We start from the raw sequence: 16,042 nt of genomic DNA, 5'->3' as shown, positions 1-16,042 counted from the left end.
CCAGCCGCCGAGGGAGATCATCACCTTCAGGTCGGGGTAGACCTCCTTGAGCTTGCGCAGCTGGTTGAAGTTGCCGGCGAGCGCCTGGTCCGGGGAGTCGGCGACGCCGTCCACGGAGTCGCGGGCCCCGATCAGGCGCAGGTAGTCGTTCTCCCGGTCGCCCTCGGGGCCCTGAGCGTCGCTGATGTCGCAGACGAGGTCGGACGTGACGTTGCCGAAGGCGTAGGTGAGGTGGGTGAGGTCGGCCGCCGCGCCCGTGCGCACGAGGTCGGCCACCTCGTAGTCGTGCGCGTCGCCCGGTCCCCAGCCGGGGAAGTAGCCGAGCGTCTTGTAGCCGTTGACGCCGTCGGCGTCGTGGGTGGACGAGCCGTCGGCCGGGCGGTCGGCGGGTTGTCCGGCGGACGGTGCGGCGGGCGCGGCCGCGGTAGCACCGCCGGCGAGGCCGACGACGGCGGTGGTGGCGGCGGTCAGGGCGGCGAGCGCGGCGGTGGCGGGACGGCGCAGGAACGGTCGGTGTCTCATGCGGGAGCCTCGTTGCTTCCCCCGGGTGCGTGGCACCCGGAACCGGTTTGTTCGGACTCCTGCAGAATAGCGGGCGGGCCACGCGCGGGCCAGACTGGCGGGACACCGGCACGGGAGGCTCGCATGGGCAGGGACGAGGTCATGGCCTGGGTGGCGCGCTACGAGCGCGCCTGGCGCCAGAACGACGTCGGCGCGGTGGCCGAGCTGTTCACCGAGCTCGCGCGGTATGCGCCGTCGCCCTACGACGAGCCGGAGGTCGGGCACGCGGCCATCGAGGCGTTCTGGCCGGAGGAGGGGGGCACCCGGTTCACCATGTCCGCCGATCCGGTGGCCGTCGAGGGGCGGTCCGCCGTCGTGCGGGTGCGGGTGCACTACTCCGCGCCGCGCGAGCAGGAGTATCAGGACCTGTGGGTGCTGCGGTTCGCCGACGACGGCCGCGTCGAGGACTTCGAGGAATGGGCCCACTGGCCCGGCCGCCCGTACAGAGCGGCCCAGGAGCAGGGCGCGGCCGGCCCGGCCTGACGCCGCGCGGCGCGTTCACCCGGACCGGGGGCCGGCGACGCCCGTCGTGCAGGCGACCCTCGGGAAGCTCCCAGCCAACCCAGCGAGACCCCAGGTCAGGCCCAGCCGGAGCCTGAACGGCGGGTGTCCACTGGGTGGCGTACCGACCGACGGGCCATGAACGGCCCACGACCCGGGAGCCCCGATGACACCCGCACTGCTGTACGCGATCGACCTCGTCGCCGTCGCGATCCTCACCTTCGCGATCTACTTCCCCCGCCACCGGCGTCGCGACCTGGTCGTCGCCTATTTGGGCGTCAACGTGGGGGTGCTCGCGGTGTCGGCCGTGCTGTCGTCGAGCGCCATCGCCGCCGGGCTCGGCCTCGGCCTCTTCGGCGTCCTGTCGATCATCCGGCTGCGCTCCAACGAGCTGTCGCAGCGCGAGGTGGCGTACTACTTCGCGTCCCTGGCGCTCGGGCTGCTCGGCGGGCTCGGGTCCTCGGTCGGCTGGATGGGCATCGCGGGGTCCGCCCTCATCCTGCTCGTCATGGCGATCGCGGACCACCCGCGCCTGCTGTCGCGCCACCGCAGCCAGACGATCGTCCTCGACCGGGCGATCACCGACCCCGCCGAGCTCACGGCCGTCCTGGAGCAGCTGCTCGGGGCCACGGTGCACACCGCCTCCGTCCAGGAGCTCGACCTCGCCGACGACACCACCCGGGTCGAGGTCCGCTACGAGCTGCCCCGCTCGGGCCGCGGCGCACCGACTCCCGCCGGGCCCGCGGCATCGGGGGCCGACCGCGACCTGGCGGTGGTCCGATGACGTCCCCCGCGACGACCGTGCGCGACACGACGGCCGACGACGTCGTGACCAGCGGCCTGGCGCGCTGTGCCGCCGTCGGCCTCGCCGAGCTCGACGCGACGGCGGCGCTGCAGACGCGCGTCGACCGCAAGTACGTGCTCACCCCGGCCGAGGTGGCCGCGCTCCTGGCCGAGCTCACCCGGGAAGGGCTCACCCCGGCCGCGCCGGTCCGGGTACTCGAGATCGACGGGGCCCGCACGTTCACGTACGCGTCGACCTACTTCGACACCGAGGACCTGCTCACCTTCCGGTTGGCGGCCCGACGTCGCCGGCGCCGGTTCAAGGTCCGCAGCCGCACCTACGTCGACACCGGCGGCGCGACGTTCCTCGAGGTCAAGACCCGCGCCGCGCGCGGGGTGACCGTCAAGGAGCGGCAGCCGTGGACGGTCGCGGGCCGGCTCGACCGGGCGGGCGCCGAGTTCGTCGACGGCCGGCTCGCCGCCGCCCGCCTCGACGTCCCGCCGTCGTCCGCGCTGTCGCCGGTGCTGCGCTCGGCCTACCGCCGCACGACGCTGCTGCTCCCCGACGCGCGGCTCACCCTCGACACCGGGCTGTCCTGGCGGCTCGCCGACGCCACGGACCACGACACCGAGGGTGCGAGGCCCGACCGACCGACCACCGCCGTCGGCGACCTCGTCGTCGTCGAGACCAAGGCCGGGACCGCGCCGTCGAGCGCCGACCGCGCGCTGTGGCGGGCCGGGCACCGGCCCGACCGCATCTCCAAGTACGGCACCGGCCTGGCGCTGCTGCGGCCCGACCTCCCCGACCACCCCTGGCGCCGCCTGCGCCGCGAGCGCCTGCACGCGGCCTGAGCGCCGCGCACTCCTGACTTCCCGAACGACCAACCCCGCTCGATCCCCGAGAGGACATCCCATGCGTATCCCCCGCCCCCGCACCGTCTGGACCCGCGCCGTCGCGCTGGCCGCCGCCGGCGTGCTCACCGTCGGAGCCGTCGCCGCGTGCGACGCCGGCGACGCGACGACGGCCTCCGAAAGCACCTCCGAGGCCGCCTTCGTGGCCGCCGACAACTCCGGCCTCGACGCCGACGCGGTGCTGGCCGACAACCTCGCCTACGACGAGACCGCCGCCCTGGCCGACGCGACCTGGGACGCCGCCGACGAGGTCGCGGTCTCCCTGGACGGCGACGCCGCCACGTCGGACGGCGACGGCGTGACCGTCGACGGGTCCACCGTGACGATCACCCAGCCCGGCACCTACCGGATCTCCGGCACGCTCGACGACGGCCAGGTCGTCGTCGACTCGGCCGTCGACGGCGTCGTGCGCCTGGTGCTCGACGGCGCGGACGTCACCAGCTCCACGGGAGCCGCGATCGACGTGCAGGACGCCGACCAGGTGTCCGTCGTGCTGGCCGACGGCTCCACGAACCGCCTCGAGGACGCCGAGACCTACGCCGACACGACGTCGGACAACGCCGCCAACGCCGCGCTGTACTCCACCGCGGACCTGGCGATCTCCGGCGGCGGTGCGCTCGAGGTCGTCGGCAACGGAGGCGACGGCATCACCGGCAAGGACGGCCTCGTCGTCGCCGGCGGCGACATCACCGTCCAGGCGGCCGACGACGCCCTCCGCGGCAAGGACTACCTCGTCGTCACCGGCGGAACGATCGACGCGACGGCGGGCGGCGACGGGCTGAAGGCCGACACCGACGACGACGCCGCAGCCGGGTACGTCGCGCTGCTGGGCGGCGACGTGACCGTCGAGGCAGCCTCCGACGGCGTACAGGGCTTCACCGACGTCGTCGTCACGGACGGCTCCCTGACGGTCACGGGCTCCGAGGAGGGCATCGAGGCCGCGACGATCGTGCAGTCGGGCGGCGACGTCGACGTGACCTCCACCGACGACGGGCTCAACGCGACCGTCAAGGAGGCCGAGGACGAGACGACCACCGACGACTCGACCACCTCGGGCGACACGACCACCGACGACACGACCACCGGCGACACCGGCGCGGCCACGGACGGCGAGATGCCGCAGGGCGAGCCGCCCGCCGACGGGACGGCGCCCACGGGCGAGCCGCCCGCCGACGGCGAGATGCCCCAGGGCGGGCCCCCCGCCGACGGCGAGATGCCGCAGGGCGGCGGAGGCGGCGGAGGTGGCGGCGGCATGGCCGTCGAGGAGGGCGCGTCGATCACCGTCACCGGAGGCACGCTGCACGTGGACGCCGAGGGCGACGGCCTCGACTCCAACGGGGTCACGGTGATCAGCGGCGGCGACATCGTCGTCGAGGGCCCGACGAACGGAGGCAACGGCTCGCTCGACTCCGCCGGCGGCACCACGGTCGACGGCGGCACGCTGCTCGCGGCGGGATCGTCCGGCATGGCGGAGTCCCCGGCCGAGGCCTCGTCCCAGGGCTGGGTCGCGCTGACCGCGGACTCGACCCTCGACGCCGGCACCGAGGTCGCGGTCGTGGACGCGGACGGCGAGACCGTCGCGACGCTGACCCTCACCAAGACCGCCCAGTCGGTGGTCTACAGCGGCCCCGAGATCACCGCCGGCGACACCTACACGCTCACCGCAGACGGCACCGAGGTGGGCACCGCGACCGCGGGCGAGGCGGCCGCCGGCGGCATGGGCATGCCCGGCGGCCAGGGCCAGGACGGCCAGAGCGCCGAGAGCGGGACGACGTCCGGCACGACCGACGGCACGACCGAGGACGCGACGTCGGCCGACGCCTGAGGCCGCGGTGGCGCGGACGCCGGCCCGCGCCACCCGGCGGCGCCCGGCCCGCCGCGGGCGGGGTCCCGCCCCGTCGTCGTACGCTCGAACCGTGCAACCCCAGGCCCGGCCGCTCGCCCCGACGTACCAGGAGCGCCGCTGGGAGCTCCCGCCGGGCACGGTGGTGCACCACGGCTCCGCCGAGGACGCGGTGGGCACGCTGCGCGGCCTCACGATCACGGCGCTCACCGGGGCGGGGGTCTCCACCGACTCCGGCATCCCGGACTACCGCAGCCCGGACTCGCCGCCGCGGGCGCCGATGACGTACCAGCAGTTCGTCGCCGACGAGGCGTTCCGCCGTCACTACTGGGCGCGCAACCACGTGGGCTGGCAGCGGGTGCACCACACTGAGCCGAACGCCGGGCACCGCGCGCTGGTCGCGCTCGAGGGCCGCGGCATCCTGCACGGCGTCATCACGCAGAACGTGGACCTGCTGCACGAGGACGCCGGGTCGCGGCACGTGATCGACCTGCACGGCCGCTACGACCGGGTGATCTGCCTGCAGTGCGGCCGGGTCACGTCCCGCACGCGGCTGGCGGAGCGGCTCGACGCGCTCAACCCCGGCTTCGTCGAGTCGGTCCTCGCCGAGGGCGCCACCGTCACGGACATCGAGACCGCCCCGGACGCGGACGCCGTCATCGAGCAGACCAGCCACTTCGTGCCCGCCGTGTGCGAGTTCTGCGGCGGGATGCTCAAGCCGGAGATCGTCTACTTCGGCGAGAACGTGCCCCGCGAACGGGTGCAGCGCGCGTACGCGATGGTCGACGACGCCGACGCGCTGCTCGTGGCCGGCACGTCGCTGACGGTGATGAGCGGGCTGCGCTTCGTGCGGCACGCGGCCAAGGCGGGCAAGCCCGTCGTCATCGTCAACCGGGGCGCCACCCGCGGCGACCCGCTGGCCACCCTCAAGGTCGACGCCGGCACCACGGCCACGCTCAGCACGCTGGCCGAACGGCTCTAGCACCCCCCATCCCGGTGCCGAACAGGCGGTTGACACCGTTATCGCGCCTGATCAGCGCCGATAACGGTGTCAACCGCCTGTTCGGCAGTGCGGGGTCGGTCGGGTCGGGTCAGGGCGCCAGGTACGACACGTCCCCGTTGGACGAGCGGACCTCGACGGTCCGGGCAGCGGCCGGGTCGGTGGGACCCTCGATCGTCTGCTCCCCGTTCGAGGTCTCGATCGTGAGCGCCACCGGCTCGCCGTCCCCGACCACGGTGACGTCGCCGTTGCTCGACTCGGCGTGCACGTCACCGCCCACGCCGGCGACCTCGACGCGTCCGTTGCTCGTGGTCGCGCGCGCCGCCCCGGCGACGTCCTCGACCTCGATGCGGCCGTTGCTGGTGTCGGCCACGAGCTCGCCGCCGACGTCGGACACCTCGATCGACCCGTTCGACGAGCGGAGCTCCACGTCCCCGGTGGCCCGGCCGACGGTGACGTCACCGTTGCTCGTGTCCGCCTCGAGCCGGCCGTCGATCGCCGTGGCCTCGATACGGCCGTTGCTCGACGCCAGCTCCACGTCGCCCGCGAGGCCGCTCGCCAGCACGTCACCGTTGGAGGTACGGACGACCAGCTCGGTGTCCGCGGGCACCGTGACGTCGAGCTCGCCCGCGCACCGCGACGACGCCGCCCACAGCCAGGCGTCGCACTCGTGCGTGACGACAAGGCCGGTGGCGGACTCCTCCACCGCGTACTCCGGCGACATGATGCCGCTGTGCGCGATCCTGTCGACCTCGACCCCGCCCTCGGCGACCCGCACGGTCACGTCACCGTCGGCCACCAGCTCCACGGCGGGGGCCGCGTCGTACGACGCGTGCGTCGTCGTCGTCTTCGACATCGCGAGGTCGACGAGGAAGAGCGCCGCCCACAGCACGGCCAGGCCCGCGACGACCGCGCCGACGACGAGCAGCACGCGCGCGGTCGGGCCACGGCCCGGCGGCGTCGGGGCCGGTGCGGGGGCGGCGGGCGCCGGGGACGCGGGCGCCGTCGGGTTCGTCTGCTGGGTCATGGTCGTGCTCCGTTCTGGTCGAGCCAGCGCAGCACCGCGAGGACGCGGCGGTTGTCGTCGGCGTCGGGCGGGAGCCCGAGCTTGGTGAGGATGTTCGTGACGTGCTTCTCGACGGCGGCCATCCCCACCACGAGGCGTTCCGCGATCGCGGTGTTCGAGCGCCCCTCGGCCATGAGCTCGAGCACCTCGCGCTCGCGCCGGGTCAGGCCGTCGAGGTCCGAGCGGCGGCTGCGGGCGATGACCTGCGTGACCACCTCCGGGTCGATGACGGTGCCGCCGCCGGCCACCCGGTCGACGGCGTCGAGGAAGGCGTCGACGTCGGCGACGCGGTCCTTGAGCACGTAGCCCAGGCCACGTGCGCCGCGGGCGAGCAGCTCGGACGCGTACCGCTGCTCCACGTACTGGGAGAGCACGAGCACCGGCAGCTCGGGGTGCAGGCTGCGCAGGTGCAGCGCCGCGCGCAGGCCCTCGTCGGTGTGCGACGGCGGCATGCGGACGTCGGTCACGAGCAGGTCGGGGACCACGGCGCCGGGCCGGGACATCGCGGCGACGAGCTCGTCGGCGGTGCGGTGGCCGGTCACCTGGTGGCCCTCCGCGGTCAGCAGCCGGGCGAGGCCGTCCAGGAGGAGGACGGAGTCCTCCGCGATCACGATGCGCACGGCACCTCCACGATGAGTCGGGTGCCCGCCCCCGGCGGGCTGGTGAGCTCGAAGGAGCCGTCGAGCGCGGCGACCCGGCCGCGCAGGCCGGCGAGGCCGCTGCCGGGCGACGGCTCGGCGCCGCCCCGGCCGTCGTCGGTGATCTCGACCCGAAGGCGGGCGGCGGCGGCGCCGTCGGCGACGACCAGCGCGCGCACGCCGGCGGACGACGCGTCCGCGTGCTTCGCCACGTTCGTCAGCGCCTCGGCGACGACGAAGTAGGCCGCGGCCTGGGCGGCGGAGTCGGCCGCCGTGAGGTCGGTGCCCACCTCGACCCGCACGGGCACGGGGCTGCGGGCGGCGAGCGCGGACAGCGCGGCGTCGAGGCCGCGGTCGGACAGGACGGCGGGGTGGATGCCGCGCACGAGGTCACGCAGCTCGGCGAGGGTCTCCTTGACCTCGCCGTGCGCGTGCTCGAGGGCCGCGGCGGCCGCCGCCGGGTCGCGCTCGGCGAGGCGGCGCGCGACGCCGAGCTCGACGCCGAGCGCGACGAGCCGCTGCTGCGCGCCGTCGTGCAGGTCCCGCTCGATGCGGCGGCGCTCGCCGTCGGCGGCCGCGACGGCCTGGGACCGGGTCTCGGTGAGCACGACGGCGCGCTCGCGGGCGGAGCGCGCCTCCTGCTCCGCGGCGCGCGCCTCGTGCTCCGCCGCCCGGGCGCGGGCGCGGGCGACGTCGGACGCCGACGGACCGAGGAGGGCGGTCGCGAGCCGCACCACGAGGAGCGTGCCGTACTGCGCGGCGACGGCCGCGAGCCACACCAGGACGACGGCCGCCACGACCGCCCCGCCGAGCACGACAGCCCACGGCAGGTCCACGGCCAACCGGTCCGTGACGGCGCTCCCGCGGTCCACGACGGCGACGACGACGGCAGCCACCGCGCCCCCGGCGAACGTGACCGCGAGCAGGAGGAACGTGGTCGCGAGCAGCGTGCCGAGGATGGCGTAGCCGACGGCGGCCCAGGCCCGCCCGTCGCGCAGCACGCCGGCCAGCAGGTCCCACGCGCGGCGCCAGACCCCGCCGCGCGCCGACCCCGCCCGCGGCGCGGGCGCCGGGATCTCGACGCCCGTCTGCACGGCGACGCGGGCGCGCTCGGCGGCCCCGAACCAGCGGGCCACGACGAGGCAGGCCGCCAGGCAGGGGACGCCGATCCCGAGGACGGGCACGAGCATCGCGGAGACCACGACCGCGACCCACAGCGCCGTCCCGGCGGCCAGCAGCCACGTGCCGCCGACGGCGAGCTGGGCGAACGCCCGCCCGGTGGCCGCCGAGACGGGGGCGCGCCGGAACGCGCCAGGCACGACGAGCGCGGGGGCGGTGCGAGCCTCGACGCCGGGCGCGGGGGCGCCGGGCGGGTCGGGGCGGGAGGTCGCGGTGCTGGTCACGTGATCGACCCTAGGCGGCGGCAGCCCGCCGCGGCAGGCAGGATCCCCACGTCGTGACGGTAGGGCTGCCCCGACCCCGGCAGGGCCGACCCCGGCGCGCCCCCGGGAGCTACGCCGGCGCGACCCGGCCCCGCCGCGGCCACGGCGGTCGCCACGGGAGGCCCATGGGCACGGCGACCGCAGCGGCGGTGAGCACCCACGCGGAGTAGTCCAGCCCCAGGCATGCCCAGATGCTGGTGTGCATGGCGGCGACGGCGAGCGCGAACGGCACCCGCGTCCACGCGACGAACAGCAGGATCGGCGCCGTCAGCTCCAGGCAGAGGGCGCCGGTCGCGAGGAGCTGCGGCAGCCACGGCGTGTCCGCGATCGCGTGCGTGAACGCCGGGCCGAACGGTGACGTCCCCTGGCGCAGCACCCAGGCCATGTTGTCGGAGAGCGCCCAGCCGAGGCCGCTGTGCCGCAGCTTCTGCACGCCCGTGAGGCAGTACACCACCGCGACCACGGCGAGCGCGGCCCGGGGCGGCCACCCCCACCGCACGCTCGTGGCGCGCGGTGGCGTGCCACGCCCGGGCACGGCCGCGAACAGCAGCACCGCCCCCACGGTCACGGTGAGCACGTCGTTGTGCAGGAACTTCCCCGAGCTCCCCCACAGGCCGGCGAGGACCGTGTAGCAGACCCACGCCACGGCGAACGCTGCCCGCGGGCGCCACCGCACGACGGCGAGCACCACCGCGACGACGCCCACCACCTGGAGCCCGACCAGCGCCGCGGCCGGCAAGTCGGGGATCCAGCCCACGACGTTGGCCCGCACCCGCAGGGCGTCGGGACGGGCCGCGATCTGCGTCCAGTCGCGGGTCGCGAGCCGGAGCCCGATGACGCACGCGACCAGCGCGTGCACCCACCGGAGCCGCCACGCGGGCCCCGGCGCCACCAGCCGGGCGTCCAACCTGCGCGCGGCGCCGCGCACGGCCGCTCCGGCACGACGGTGCCAGGCCGGGGGCGCGGGGACCGTCGGCTCCGGGACGGTCGGCTCCGGGGCCGTCGCCGTCATGGCCGCACCTCGGCGACGACCTCGCGCCCGGTCTCGTGCCGTGCCCCGGTGTCCGGGGCCATCACCCAGGTCGCCTTCTCCAGCACGACGCGGTCGACGCCGGCAGGGTCGACGCCCGCGAGGTCGAGCCACGCGTGCACCATCTCCCGCGCCCGCGCGTCGTCGGCCCGCTCCAGGTCGTCGAACAGGTGGCTGGTGGTGGCGAGGATCGCGCCGCCGGCCGGTCGGAGGTCGGTGCGCGACCCGTCGAGCCCGACCGCGACGAGCGAGGTGCTCGCCCCGTGGTCGGTGCGGACGTTGCTGAAGAGGCGCATGGCGGTGAGCGGCCAGACGTCGACCTGGACCAGCGCCGCCGCGAGCAGGGCACCGACCGCGCCGTAGGTCACCAGCCGGGCGCGCCTCGCCGTGCTCCGCTCGTCCCCCGGCTCGTCCACCCGAGCGGGCACCGCCACGTCACCCATACAGTTGTCCCTTGACCGTTTCGTGCCCCCACGTTGGGGCGCGCGCGAGCGTAGCAGCACTGATGCCCGTGGCGACGGTCCTACCCTGACCGGAGCGGGTGAAATATCCGCGACACCCCTGGGAGGCGCAGTGCAGGACGCAGTCGTCATCGGCTCCGGCCCCAACGGGCTCGCCGCCGCCGTGACCCTGGCGCGGGCCGGCCTGTCGGTGACGGTGCTGGAGGCCAACGCGACGGTGGGCGGCGGCGCCCGCACGCTCGCCCCCGGCGACGACGGCGACCTGCTGGCGGGACTGGCCGACGGCGTCGTCCACGACCTCTGCTCCGCCGTCCACCCGATGGCGTGGGCCTCGCCGTTCTTCCGCGCGTTCGACCTCCCCGCCCACGGGGTCGACCTCCGCACCCCTGAGGTCTCCTACGCGCAGCCGCTGCCCGGTGGACGCGCCGCGATCGCCTACCGGGACCTGGAGCGCACCGCGACCGGCCTCGGGCCCGACGGCGCGGCGTGGCGGTCGCTGCTCGGCCCGCTCGCCGAGCACTGGCGGGCCGTGGTCGCGGTCGGCATGGGCGACCGGCGGTCGGTCCCGCCAGGCGTGCTCGACGGGCCGCGGCCCGTGCGCCAGGCGGCGGCCGTGGTGCGGTTCGGCCTCGGGCTCCTCGAGCAGGGCTCGCGCGCGTGGGACGCCCGGTTCGCCGGCGACGAGGCGCCCGCGCTGCTGACCGGGGTCGGCGCGCACACCATCACCCCGATGCCGTCGCTGGCCTCCGCCGGGACCGCCCTCATGCTCGGCGCCCTCGCGCACGCGACACCCGGCCCCGGGCCGGACTCGGCGTTCGACGGCGGGTGGGCGGTCCCCCGGGGCGGGTCCGGCGCGATCGTCGCCGCGCTGGTGGCGGACCTCGAGGCGCACGGCGGCACCGTCGTCACCGGCCACCGCGTGCGATCGCGCGCGGACCTGCCGGCGGCGCGGGCCCTGTTCTTCGACACCGCGCCGCGCACGCTGCTCGACGTCGCGGGCGACGCCGTCCCGCCCGGCCTGCGGCACGACCTGGCACGGTTCCGGCACGGCAACGCCGCAGCGAAGGTCGACTTCGACCTGTCGGGGCCGGTGCAGTGGGCCGCGGCCGAGGTGGGCCGGGCGGGCACGGTCCACGTCGGCGGGACGCGCGCGCAGATGGCGGCCGCCGAGGCGGACGTGCACGCCGGCCGCCACGCGGACCGGCCGATGTGCCTGGTCAGCGACCCCACCGTCGTCGACGCCACTCGCCGGGTGCCGCGGGGGCCGGGCGGCGCCGGCGAGCTGCGACCCCTGTGGGCGTACGCGCACGTGCCCGCCGGCTCCGACGTCGACGTCACCGAGGCCGTGACCGCCCAGATCGAGCGCTTCGCGCCCGGCTTCCGGGACGTCGTCGTGGGGTCGAGCTGCGTGCCCGCCACCCGCATGGCCGAGCACAACGCCAACTACGTGGGCGGCGACATCTCCGCGGGCGCCGCGACGATGTGGCAGCTGGTCGCGCGCCCTACCCTGCGGGCGAACCCGTACCGGATCGGGGCCGGCGGCGTCTACTTGTGCTCGGCGTCGACGCCGCCCGGGCCGGGCGTGCACGGCATGGGCGGCTGGCACGCCGCGCGCCGCGCGCTGCGGGAGGTCTTCGGCGTGCGCGTCCCGCCGCTCTGAGCGGTCCGTGACGCCCTGAGGGTCGCGGCGCCCTGAGGGTCAGTCGGCGGGGACGGCCACCCCGCGCCCGGCGGCCCACGACGTCGTGCGGGCGCGCAGGTCGGTGACACCCAGGCGGCCGAGCGGCGACGCCGTGAGCACCCGGCCCCGGGGCCCGAGACCGGCGGCGTACCGCGCGGCGAGGGTCTCCTCGGCCGCGGCGTCCCCGGCGTCGGCGGCCACCAGCAGCGCGGCGAGGGCGTCGGTGAGCGCGTCCCACGCACCCGGGTCGAGGGGCACGAGCGGCACGCTGCCGGGCGGCGACGACGCCATCAGCCCGGCCACGCCGGGGATGTCGGGCGCCGGACCCCACAGGTCCCACAGCAGCACCTCGTCGCGCATCCGGTGCGCGAGCTCGAGCAGCACGTAGCCCCGCACGAAGTCCTTGCCGCCCAGGTGCGGCAGGTCGGGCGCCACCCCGTATGCCGCCGGGTCCACCTCGCCCGCACGGATGGACCGCCAGACCTCCGCCGCCGTCGGGAACACCGAGCCGGGGCCCGTGGGCAGGTCGTGGACGTCGAAGTCCCACGGGCCCTCCGGTGTGAGCTCGGGGTCCCAGCGCACCCAGCGGCCCCCGGCCGGGTGGCCCGCGTCGGCGGCCCAGTGCTCCACCACGACGTGGTCGTGGAAGAACGGCGGCTCGAAGTACCCCGCGAAGCCGATCCGCGAGCGCGCCGGGATCCCGTGCGAGCGCAGCACCCCGACGGCGAAGAGCGTGTGGTCCCGGCAGCAGCCGGCGACCTGCCGGTCGACGCTGCGGGGGGCGTCGAGCGGGCCGGCCTGGCGCGCGACGGCCGCGTCCAGCGTCAAGGCGAGCCATCGGCGGTCGACGTCGGTGCGCTGGTCGTCGGTGAGCGCCGGGTCGCCGGCCCGGTAGTGCACGACCGTCGCGCACGCGGCGGCGGCCACGTGCGCCGGTTCGGGCGGGACGGCGGCGAGGAGGGCCGCGTGGGGCCCGGGGTCGGAGAACACGCTGTGCCGGGCGTAGTCGTCGAGCGTCGGCGCGGCGGCCACGGTCGCGGCGGCGATCGGGGAACGTGCCGAGCTGTCCATGCCGTATAGACCTCCGTCGTCGTCGGACCTCATCGCCCGTCCCGATCCTGTGCGCAACGGCCCGGATACCCCGCACGACCGGGACGAGAGACCCGTTGGCGTCACCGCCGGGAGTCGAAGAACTCCCGCAGGATCGTGCCGCACTCGTCCTCGCGCACGCCACCGACCACCTCGACGGCGTGGTTCGCCCGCTGGTCCCGCACGAGGTCCCACACCGAGCCCGTGGCGCCGGCCTTGGGGTCCCACGCGCCGAGCACGAGCCGCCGCACCCGGGCGGCGACGAGCGCGCCCGCGCACATCACGCACGGCTCGAGCGTCACGACGAGCGTGCAGCCGGTGAGCCGCCACTCCCCCTGCGTCGCCGCGGCCTGCCGCAGCGCCAGGACCTCGGCGTGCGCCGTCGGGTCCCCGGTCTCCTCGCGCCGGTTGCGGCCCAGGCCGACCAGCCGGCCGTCGGCGTCGACGACGAGCGCGCCGACCGGGACGTCGTCGGTGGCCAGGGCGTGCGACGCCTCGTGCAGCGCGAGGCCCATGAGGGCGTCCCACACCTGGCGCCGGCCGCTCACCGTGGCGGGCGGGAACTCGCCGTCGGCCCACGGCAGGGCCAGGCCCCGGGGCTCGGCGTCGGAGGTCACCCGGCCAGGCTATCCGCGAGCCACGCCTGCGGGGGTCTCGCGGGTACGGTGGCCCCATGCGCCTGCACGTCGCCGACCACCCGCTGGTGGCTCACAAGCTCACCGTCCTGCGAGACGAGTCCACCCCGTCGGCGACGTTCCGCCTGCTGGTGGACGAGCTCGTCACCCTCCTGGCCTACGAGGCGACGCGCCACGTGCGCACCGAGCCCAAGGACATCACCACCCCCGTGACGACGACGACGGGCGTGCGCCTGTCCGACCCCAGCCCGATCGTCATCCCGATCCTGCGGGCGGGGCTCGGCATGCTCGACGGCATGACGCGGCTGCTGCCCACGGCGGAGGTCGGCTTCCTCGGCCTGCAGCGCGACGAGACCACGTACGAGGCCGTCACGTACGCCAACCGGCTGCCCGACGACCTCACGGACCGGCAGGTCTTCCTGCTCGACCCGATGCTCGCCACGGGCGGCACGCTCGTCGCCGCGATCGACTACGTCCTCGAGCGGGGCGCGCGCGACGTCACGGCCGTGTGCCTGCTGGCCGCGCCCGAGGGGCTCGACGTGCTGCGCGAGGCCCTCGGCGAGCGCGTGGACGTGCAGGTGGTGGTCGCGGCCGTCGACGAGCGGCTCGACGAGAACCGGTACATCGTTCCCGGTCTGGGCGACGCGGGCGACCGCCTCTACGGCGTGGTCTGAGCCGCACGCGGTCGCCCGTCCGGCCCCCGGTCAGCGGTACTCGCAGCGCCCGATCTCGGCCCACGGCCCGCGCCGGCCACGCGTCGCCTGGTCGCTGCCCGCCCGGTCGTCGTGCGCCTCGTTCCGCGCCTCGTCGTCGCGCTCGCCCCACCCCACGTACTGGTAGTTGGTGCCGCGGTGGGAGGCGACGTCGCCGACGGCGTACTCCTGGCCCCACTGCCCGGGCGCGGCGCACCAGCCGCTCGTGCCGGTGAACGGCTCCACCTGGAGGGTGGTGGACCAGTCGCCCGCGCTCACGGTGTACGACCCGCCCTCGGGGCCCAGCACGGCGGGCATCTCGACGCGGGACGACGAGCGACCGTCGACGGTCGCCTGCCGGTCGACGCCGCCCGGGCCGACCACCCGGAAGTCCACCGGCACGTTGGACCCGCCGTTGTCGAGCACGACGGTCACGGACCGCGTCGAGGTCGCGCGCCACCAGTCCTCGTCCACCCGGATCTCGCCCAGCTCGAGGCTCGCCCGCGGCGCCACGACGACGCACGACACGGCGTCGTGGGAGAACGTCTGCTCCACGACGTGCCGCTCGCCCTCGACCGTCCGCGCGAGCTGCAGGGTCGCGGACCCCTCGGGGGCGGTCAGCCCGCCGAGGTTCCGGCGCAGCTCGACGGAGCCACCGGCGGCGAGCTCCGCGGCGTCCGCGCCGTCGTGCACCAGGTCGGCCGACCAGGCCGCCCCGCCGCGGTTGTGCGCGGTCACGACGACCTGGGCGCGGTCGTCCACGCACTGCGTGGCGACGTCGACCGCGACGTTCTCGGCGGGCCACGACACCGTCGCGCAGCTCCCGAAGGACGGCACCTCGACGGTGCCGGCCGCGCGGCCGTCGGCGGTCACGGCCAGCGACGTCGTGCCCCACGGCACGGCGACCTCGAGCGCGCCGGTCGTGCCGCCGTCCACCTGTGCGGTGGCGGTCGCGCCGCCCGACTGGACCGCGAACCGGACCGCGAGGGTCGACGCGGTGTTGTCCACCGGCACCGACACGGTGCGCGACGACGTCTGGGTCGCGGCGTCGAAGGTGCACGCGTCGCCGAGCACCGCGGTGCCGCCCGCCGTCGGGTCGAGGACCGCGCCTGTGTACGACACCCGCCGCGGGGTCGCGGGCGTGACGCCGTTGTTGGGCGGCAGGTCGCCGTCGGCGTCGGCCACCCAGCGGGTCATCTTCAGCTCCGCCTCGCCGGCGTCGATCCGGCGGTCTCCGGTCGTGGCCGCGAGGGTCGTGGTCTCCCCCGCGCCCAGGCGCACCGCGTCGGCGGCGGCGCCGGCCGCCGCCATGCCCACCTGCATCGGCTCGTCGGTGTCGTTGGTGACCGTCGTGCGCACCTGCAGCACGCCGTCGGCGTTGACCGTCTCGGCGGAGGCACTGACGTCCCAGCGCGGGTCGTAGCACTCGGCGGCCGTGTGCGGGCCGGCGGGCACGGTGGTGCGGTACGTCTGGCCGACCACGGTGGTGCTCAGCGTCCAGGTGCCGGCGCCCGCCGGGACGCGCAGGCCGTCGGGCACCCGCACCGACGCCGACTCCCCGGGCGCGAGCCGCTGCTCGGCCGCCCGGCCGTCCCCTGCGGCGTCGAGCCGCAGGTCGACGGTCTGCGCCGTCGCGTTGACGTAGCTCGCCTCGACGACGGCGCTGGCCCGCGCGACGCCGCCGACCTCCGCGCAGTAGGCGCGGGCC

16 protein-coding genes are annotated in these 16,042 nt (G+C 76.2%); 7 read left to right on the top strand and 9 right to left on the bottom strand.

The window, feature by feature from the left end; all coding sequences use genetic code 11:
• A partial coding sequence (locus ABD254_RS13070) for a glycosyl hydrolase family 18 protein (protein ID WP_344248866.1) occupies positions 1–522 on the bottom strand: 522 nt, incomplete at its 3' end.
• A 123-nt stretch (positions 523–645) separates the two neighbouring features.
• Here ABD254_RS13070 and ABD254_RS13065 point away from each other — a divergent pair.
• The 5 genes from ABD254_RS13065 (at position 646) to ABD254_RS13045 (ending at position 5,582) form a co-directional block, all read left to right on the top strand.
• Positions 646–1,044, top strand: a complete 399-nt coding sequence (locus ABD254_RS13065) for a YybH family protein (protein ID WP_344248865.1) — start codon at positions 646–648, stop codon at positions 1,042–1,044.
• A gap of 184 nt (positions 1,045–1,228) precedes the next feature.
• Positions 1,229–1,846 (top strand): DUF4956 domain-containing protein, encoded by a 618-nt coding sequence (locus ABD254_RS13060; protein WP_344248864.1) that lies wholly within the window; start codon positions 1,229–1,231, stop codon positions 1,844–1,846.
• Positions 1,843–2,697 (top strand): polyphosphate polymerase domain-containing protein, encoded by an 855-nt coding sequence (locus ABD254_RS13055; protein ID WP_344248863.1) that lies wholly within the window; start codon positions 1,843–1,845, stop codon positions 2,695–2,697. The genes ABD254_RS13060 and ABD254_RS13055 overlap by 4 nt, the downstream gene beginning before the upstream one ends.
• 61 nt (positions 2,698–2,758) lie before the next feature.
• On the top strand, positions 2,759–4,582 hold the full coding sequence (locus tag ABD254_RS13050; protein ID WP_344248862.1) for a carbohydrate-binding domain-containing protein: 1,824 nt from the start codon (positions 2,759–2,761) through the stop codon (positions 4,580–4,582).
• 91 nt (positions 4,583–4,673) lie between these two features.
• Entirely contained in the window at positions 4,674–5,582 is a 909-nt protein-coding gene (locus tag ABD254_RS13045) for a Sir2 family NAD-dependent protein deacetylase (protein ID WP_425553787.1), read from the top strand.
• Between the two features lie 109 nt (positions 5,583–5,691).
• Here the strand turns inward: ABD254_RS13045 and ABD254_RS13040 are convergent, their stop codons facing one another.
• The 5 genes from ABD254_RS13040 to ABD254_RS13020 all read right to left on the bottom strand — a co-directional run bounded on the left by ABD254_RS13040 (position 5,692) and on the right by ABD254_RS13020 (position 10,219).
• The gene (locus ABD254_RS13040) at positions 5,692–6,627 is read right to left on the bottom strand and encodes a DUF4097 family beta strand repeat-containing protein (RefSeq protein ID WP_344248861.1); all 936 of its coding nucleotides are present in this window, start codon (positions 6,625–6,627) and stop codon (positions 5,692–5,694) included.
• Positions 6,624–7,286 (bottom strand): LuxR C-terminal-related transcriptional regulator, encoded by a 663-nt coding sequence (locus ABD254_RS13035; protein WP_344248860.1) that lies wholly within the window; start codon positions 7,284–7,286, stop codon positions 6,624–6,626. Before ABD254_RS13035 ends, ABD254_RS13040 begins: the two co-directional genes overlap by 4 nt.
• A complete protein-coding gene (locus ABD254_RS13030; protein WP_344248859.1) occupies positions 7,274–8,707 on the bottom strand; it encodes a sensor histidine kinase in 1,434 nt (477 codons plus the stop codon). Before ABD254_RS13030 ends, ABD254_RS13035 begins: the two co-directional genes overlap by 13 nt.
• 109 nt (positions 8,708–8,816) lie before the next feature.
• Entirely contained in the window at positions 8,817–9,758 is a 942-nt protein-coding gene (locus tag ABD254_RS13025; protein ID WP_344248858.1) for a hypothetical protein, read from the bottom strand.
• Positions 9,755–10,219, bottom strand: coding sequence for a hypothetical protein (locus ABD254_RS13020; RefSeq protein WP_344248857.1), 465 nt, complete (start codon positions 10,217–10,219; stop codon positions 9,755–9,757). Before ABD254_RS13020 ends, ABD254_RS13025 begins: the two co-directional genes overlap by 4 nt.
• Before the next feature lie 130 nt (positions 10,220–10,349).
• Between ABD254_RS13020 and ABD254_RS13015 the strand changes: the two genes are divergently transcribed.
• Entirely contained in the window at positions 10,350–11,897 is a 1,548-nt protein-coding gene (locus ABD254_RS13015) for a phytoene desaturase family protein (protein WP_344248856.1), read from the top strand.
• 39 nt (positions 11,898–11,936) lie between these two features.
• Here the strand turns inward: ABD254_RS13015 and ABD254_RS13010 are convergent, their stop codons facing one another.
• Together ABD254_RS13010 and ABD254_RS13005 are read right to left on the bottom strand one after the other, a co-directional pair.
• Positions 11,937–13,022 carry a transglutaminase domain-containing protein gene (locus ABD254_RS13010; protein ID WP_344248855.1) on the bottom strand — a complete coding sequence of 362 codons (1,086 nt, stop codon included), beginning with the start codon at positions 13,020–13,022 and terminating at the stop codon, positions 11,937–11,939.
• Positions 13,023–13,090: 68 nt separating this feature from the next.
• Positions 13,091–13,522 (bottom strand): nucleoside deaminase, encoded by a 432-nt coding sequence (locus ABD254_RS13005; RefSeq protein WP_344249286.1) that lies wholly within the window; start codon positions 13,520–13,522, stop codon positions 13,091–13,093.
• 158 nt (positions 13,523–13,680) lie between these two features.
• Here ABD254_RS13005 and upp point away from each other — a divergent pair, with 158 nt between their 5' ends.
• Positions 13,681–14,316, top strand: coding sequence for a uracil phosphoribosyltransferase (upp, locus tag ABD254_RS13000; protein ID WP_344248854.1), 636 nt, complete (start codon positions 13,681–13,683; stop codon positions 14,314–14,316).
• Positions 14,317–14,346: 30 nt separating this feature from the next.
• Here the strand turns inward: upp and ABD254_RS12995 are convergent.
• Positions 14,347–16,042 (bottom strand): hypothetical protein (locus ABD254_RS12995; RefSeq protein WP_344248853.1); only part of this gene is annotated, 1,696 nt, incomplete at its 5' end.

This window comes from Isoptericola hypogeus, assembly GCF_039531145.1.
GTDB lineage: Bacteria > Actinomycetota > Actinomycetes > Actinomycetales > Cellulomonadaceae > Isoptericola > Isoptericola hypogeus.
This window is presented reverse-complemented; position numbering and strand designations above follow the sequence as displayed.

Excerpts from the sequence above, each read along its gene's own strand:
- ABD254_RS13065 (WP_344248865.1), top strand. The coding sequence starts at position 646 with ATGGGCAGGGACGAGGTCATGGCCTGGGTGGCGCGCTACGAGCGCGCC.
- ABD254_RS13060 (WP_344248864.1), top strand. The coding sequence starts at position 1,229 with ATGACACCCGCACTGCTGTACGCGATCGACCTCGTCGCCGTCGCGATC.
- ABD254_RS13055 (WP_344248863.1), top strand. The coding sequence starts at position 1,843 with ATGACGTCCCCCGCGACGACCGTGCGCGACACGACGGCCGACGACGTC.
- ABD254_RS13050 (WP_344248862.1), top strand. The coding sequence starts at position 2,759 with ATGCGTATCCCCCGCCCCCGCACCGTCTGGACCCGCGCCGTCGCGCTG.
- ABD254_RS13040 (WP_344248861.1), bottom strand. The coding sequence starts at position 6,627 with ATGACCCAGCAGACGAACCCGACGGCGCCCGCGTCCCCGGCGCCCGCC.
- ABD254_RS13025 (WP_344248858.1), bottom strand. The coding sequence starts at position 9,758 with ATGACGGCGACGGCCCCGGAGCCGACCGTCCCGGAGCCGACGGTCCCC.
- ABD254_RS13020 (WP_344248857.1), bottom strand. The coding sequence starts at position 10,219 with ATGGGTGACGTGGCGGTGCCCGCTCGGGTGGACGAGCCGGGGGACGAG.
- ABD254_RS13010 (WP_344248855.1), bottom strand. The coding sequence starts at position 13,022 with ATGAGGTCCGACGACGACGGAGGTCTATACGGCATGGACAGCTCGGCA.
- ABD254_RS13005 (WP_344249286.1), bottom strand. The coding sequence starts at position 13,522 with ATGGGCCTCGCGCTGCACGAGGCGTCGCACGCCCTGGCCACCGACGAC.
- upp (WP_344248854.1), top strand. The coding sequence starts at position 13,681 with ATGCGCCTGCACGTCGCCGACCACCCGCTGGTGGCTCACAAGCTCACC.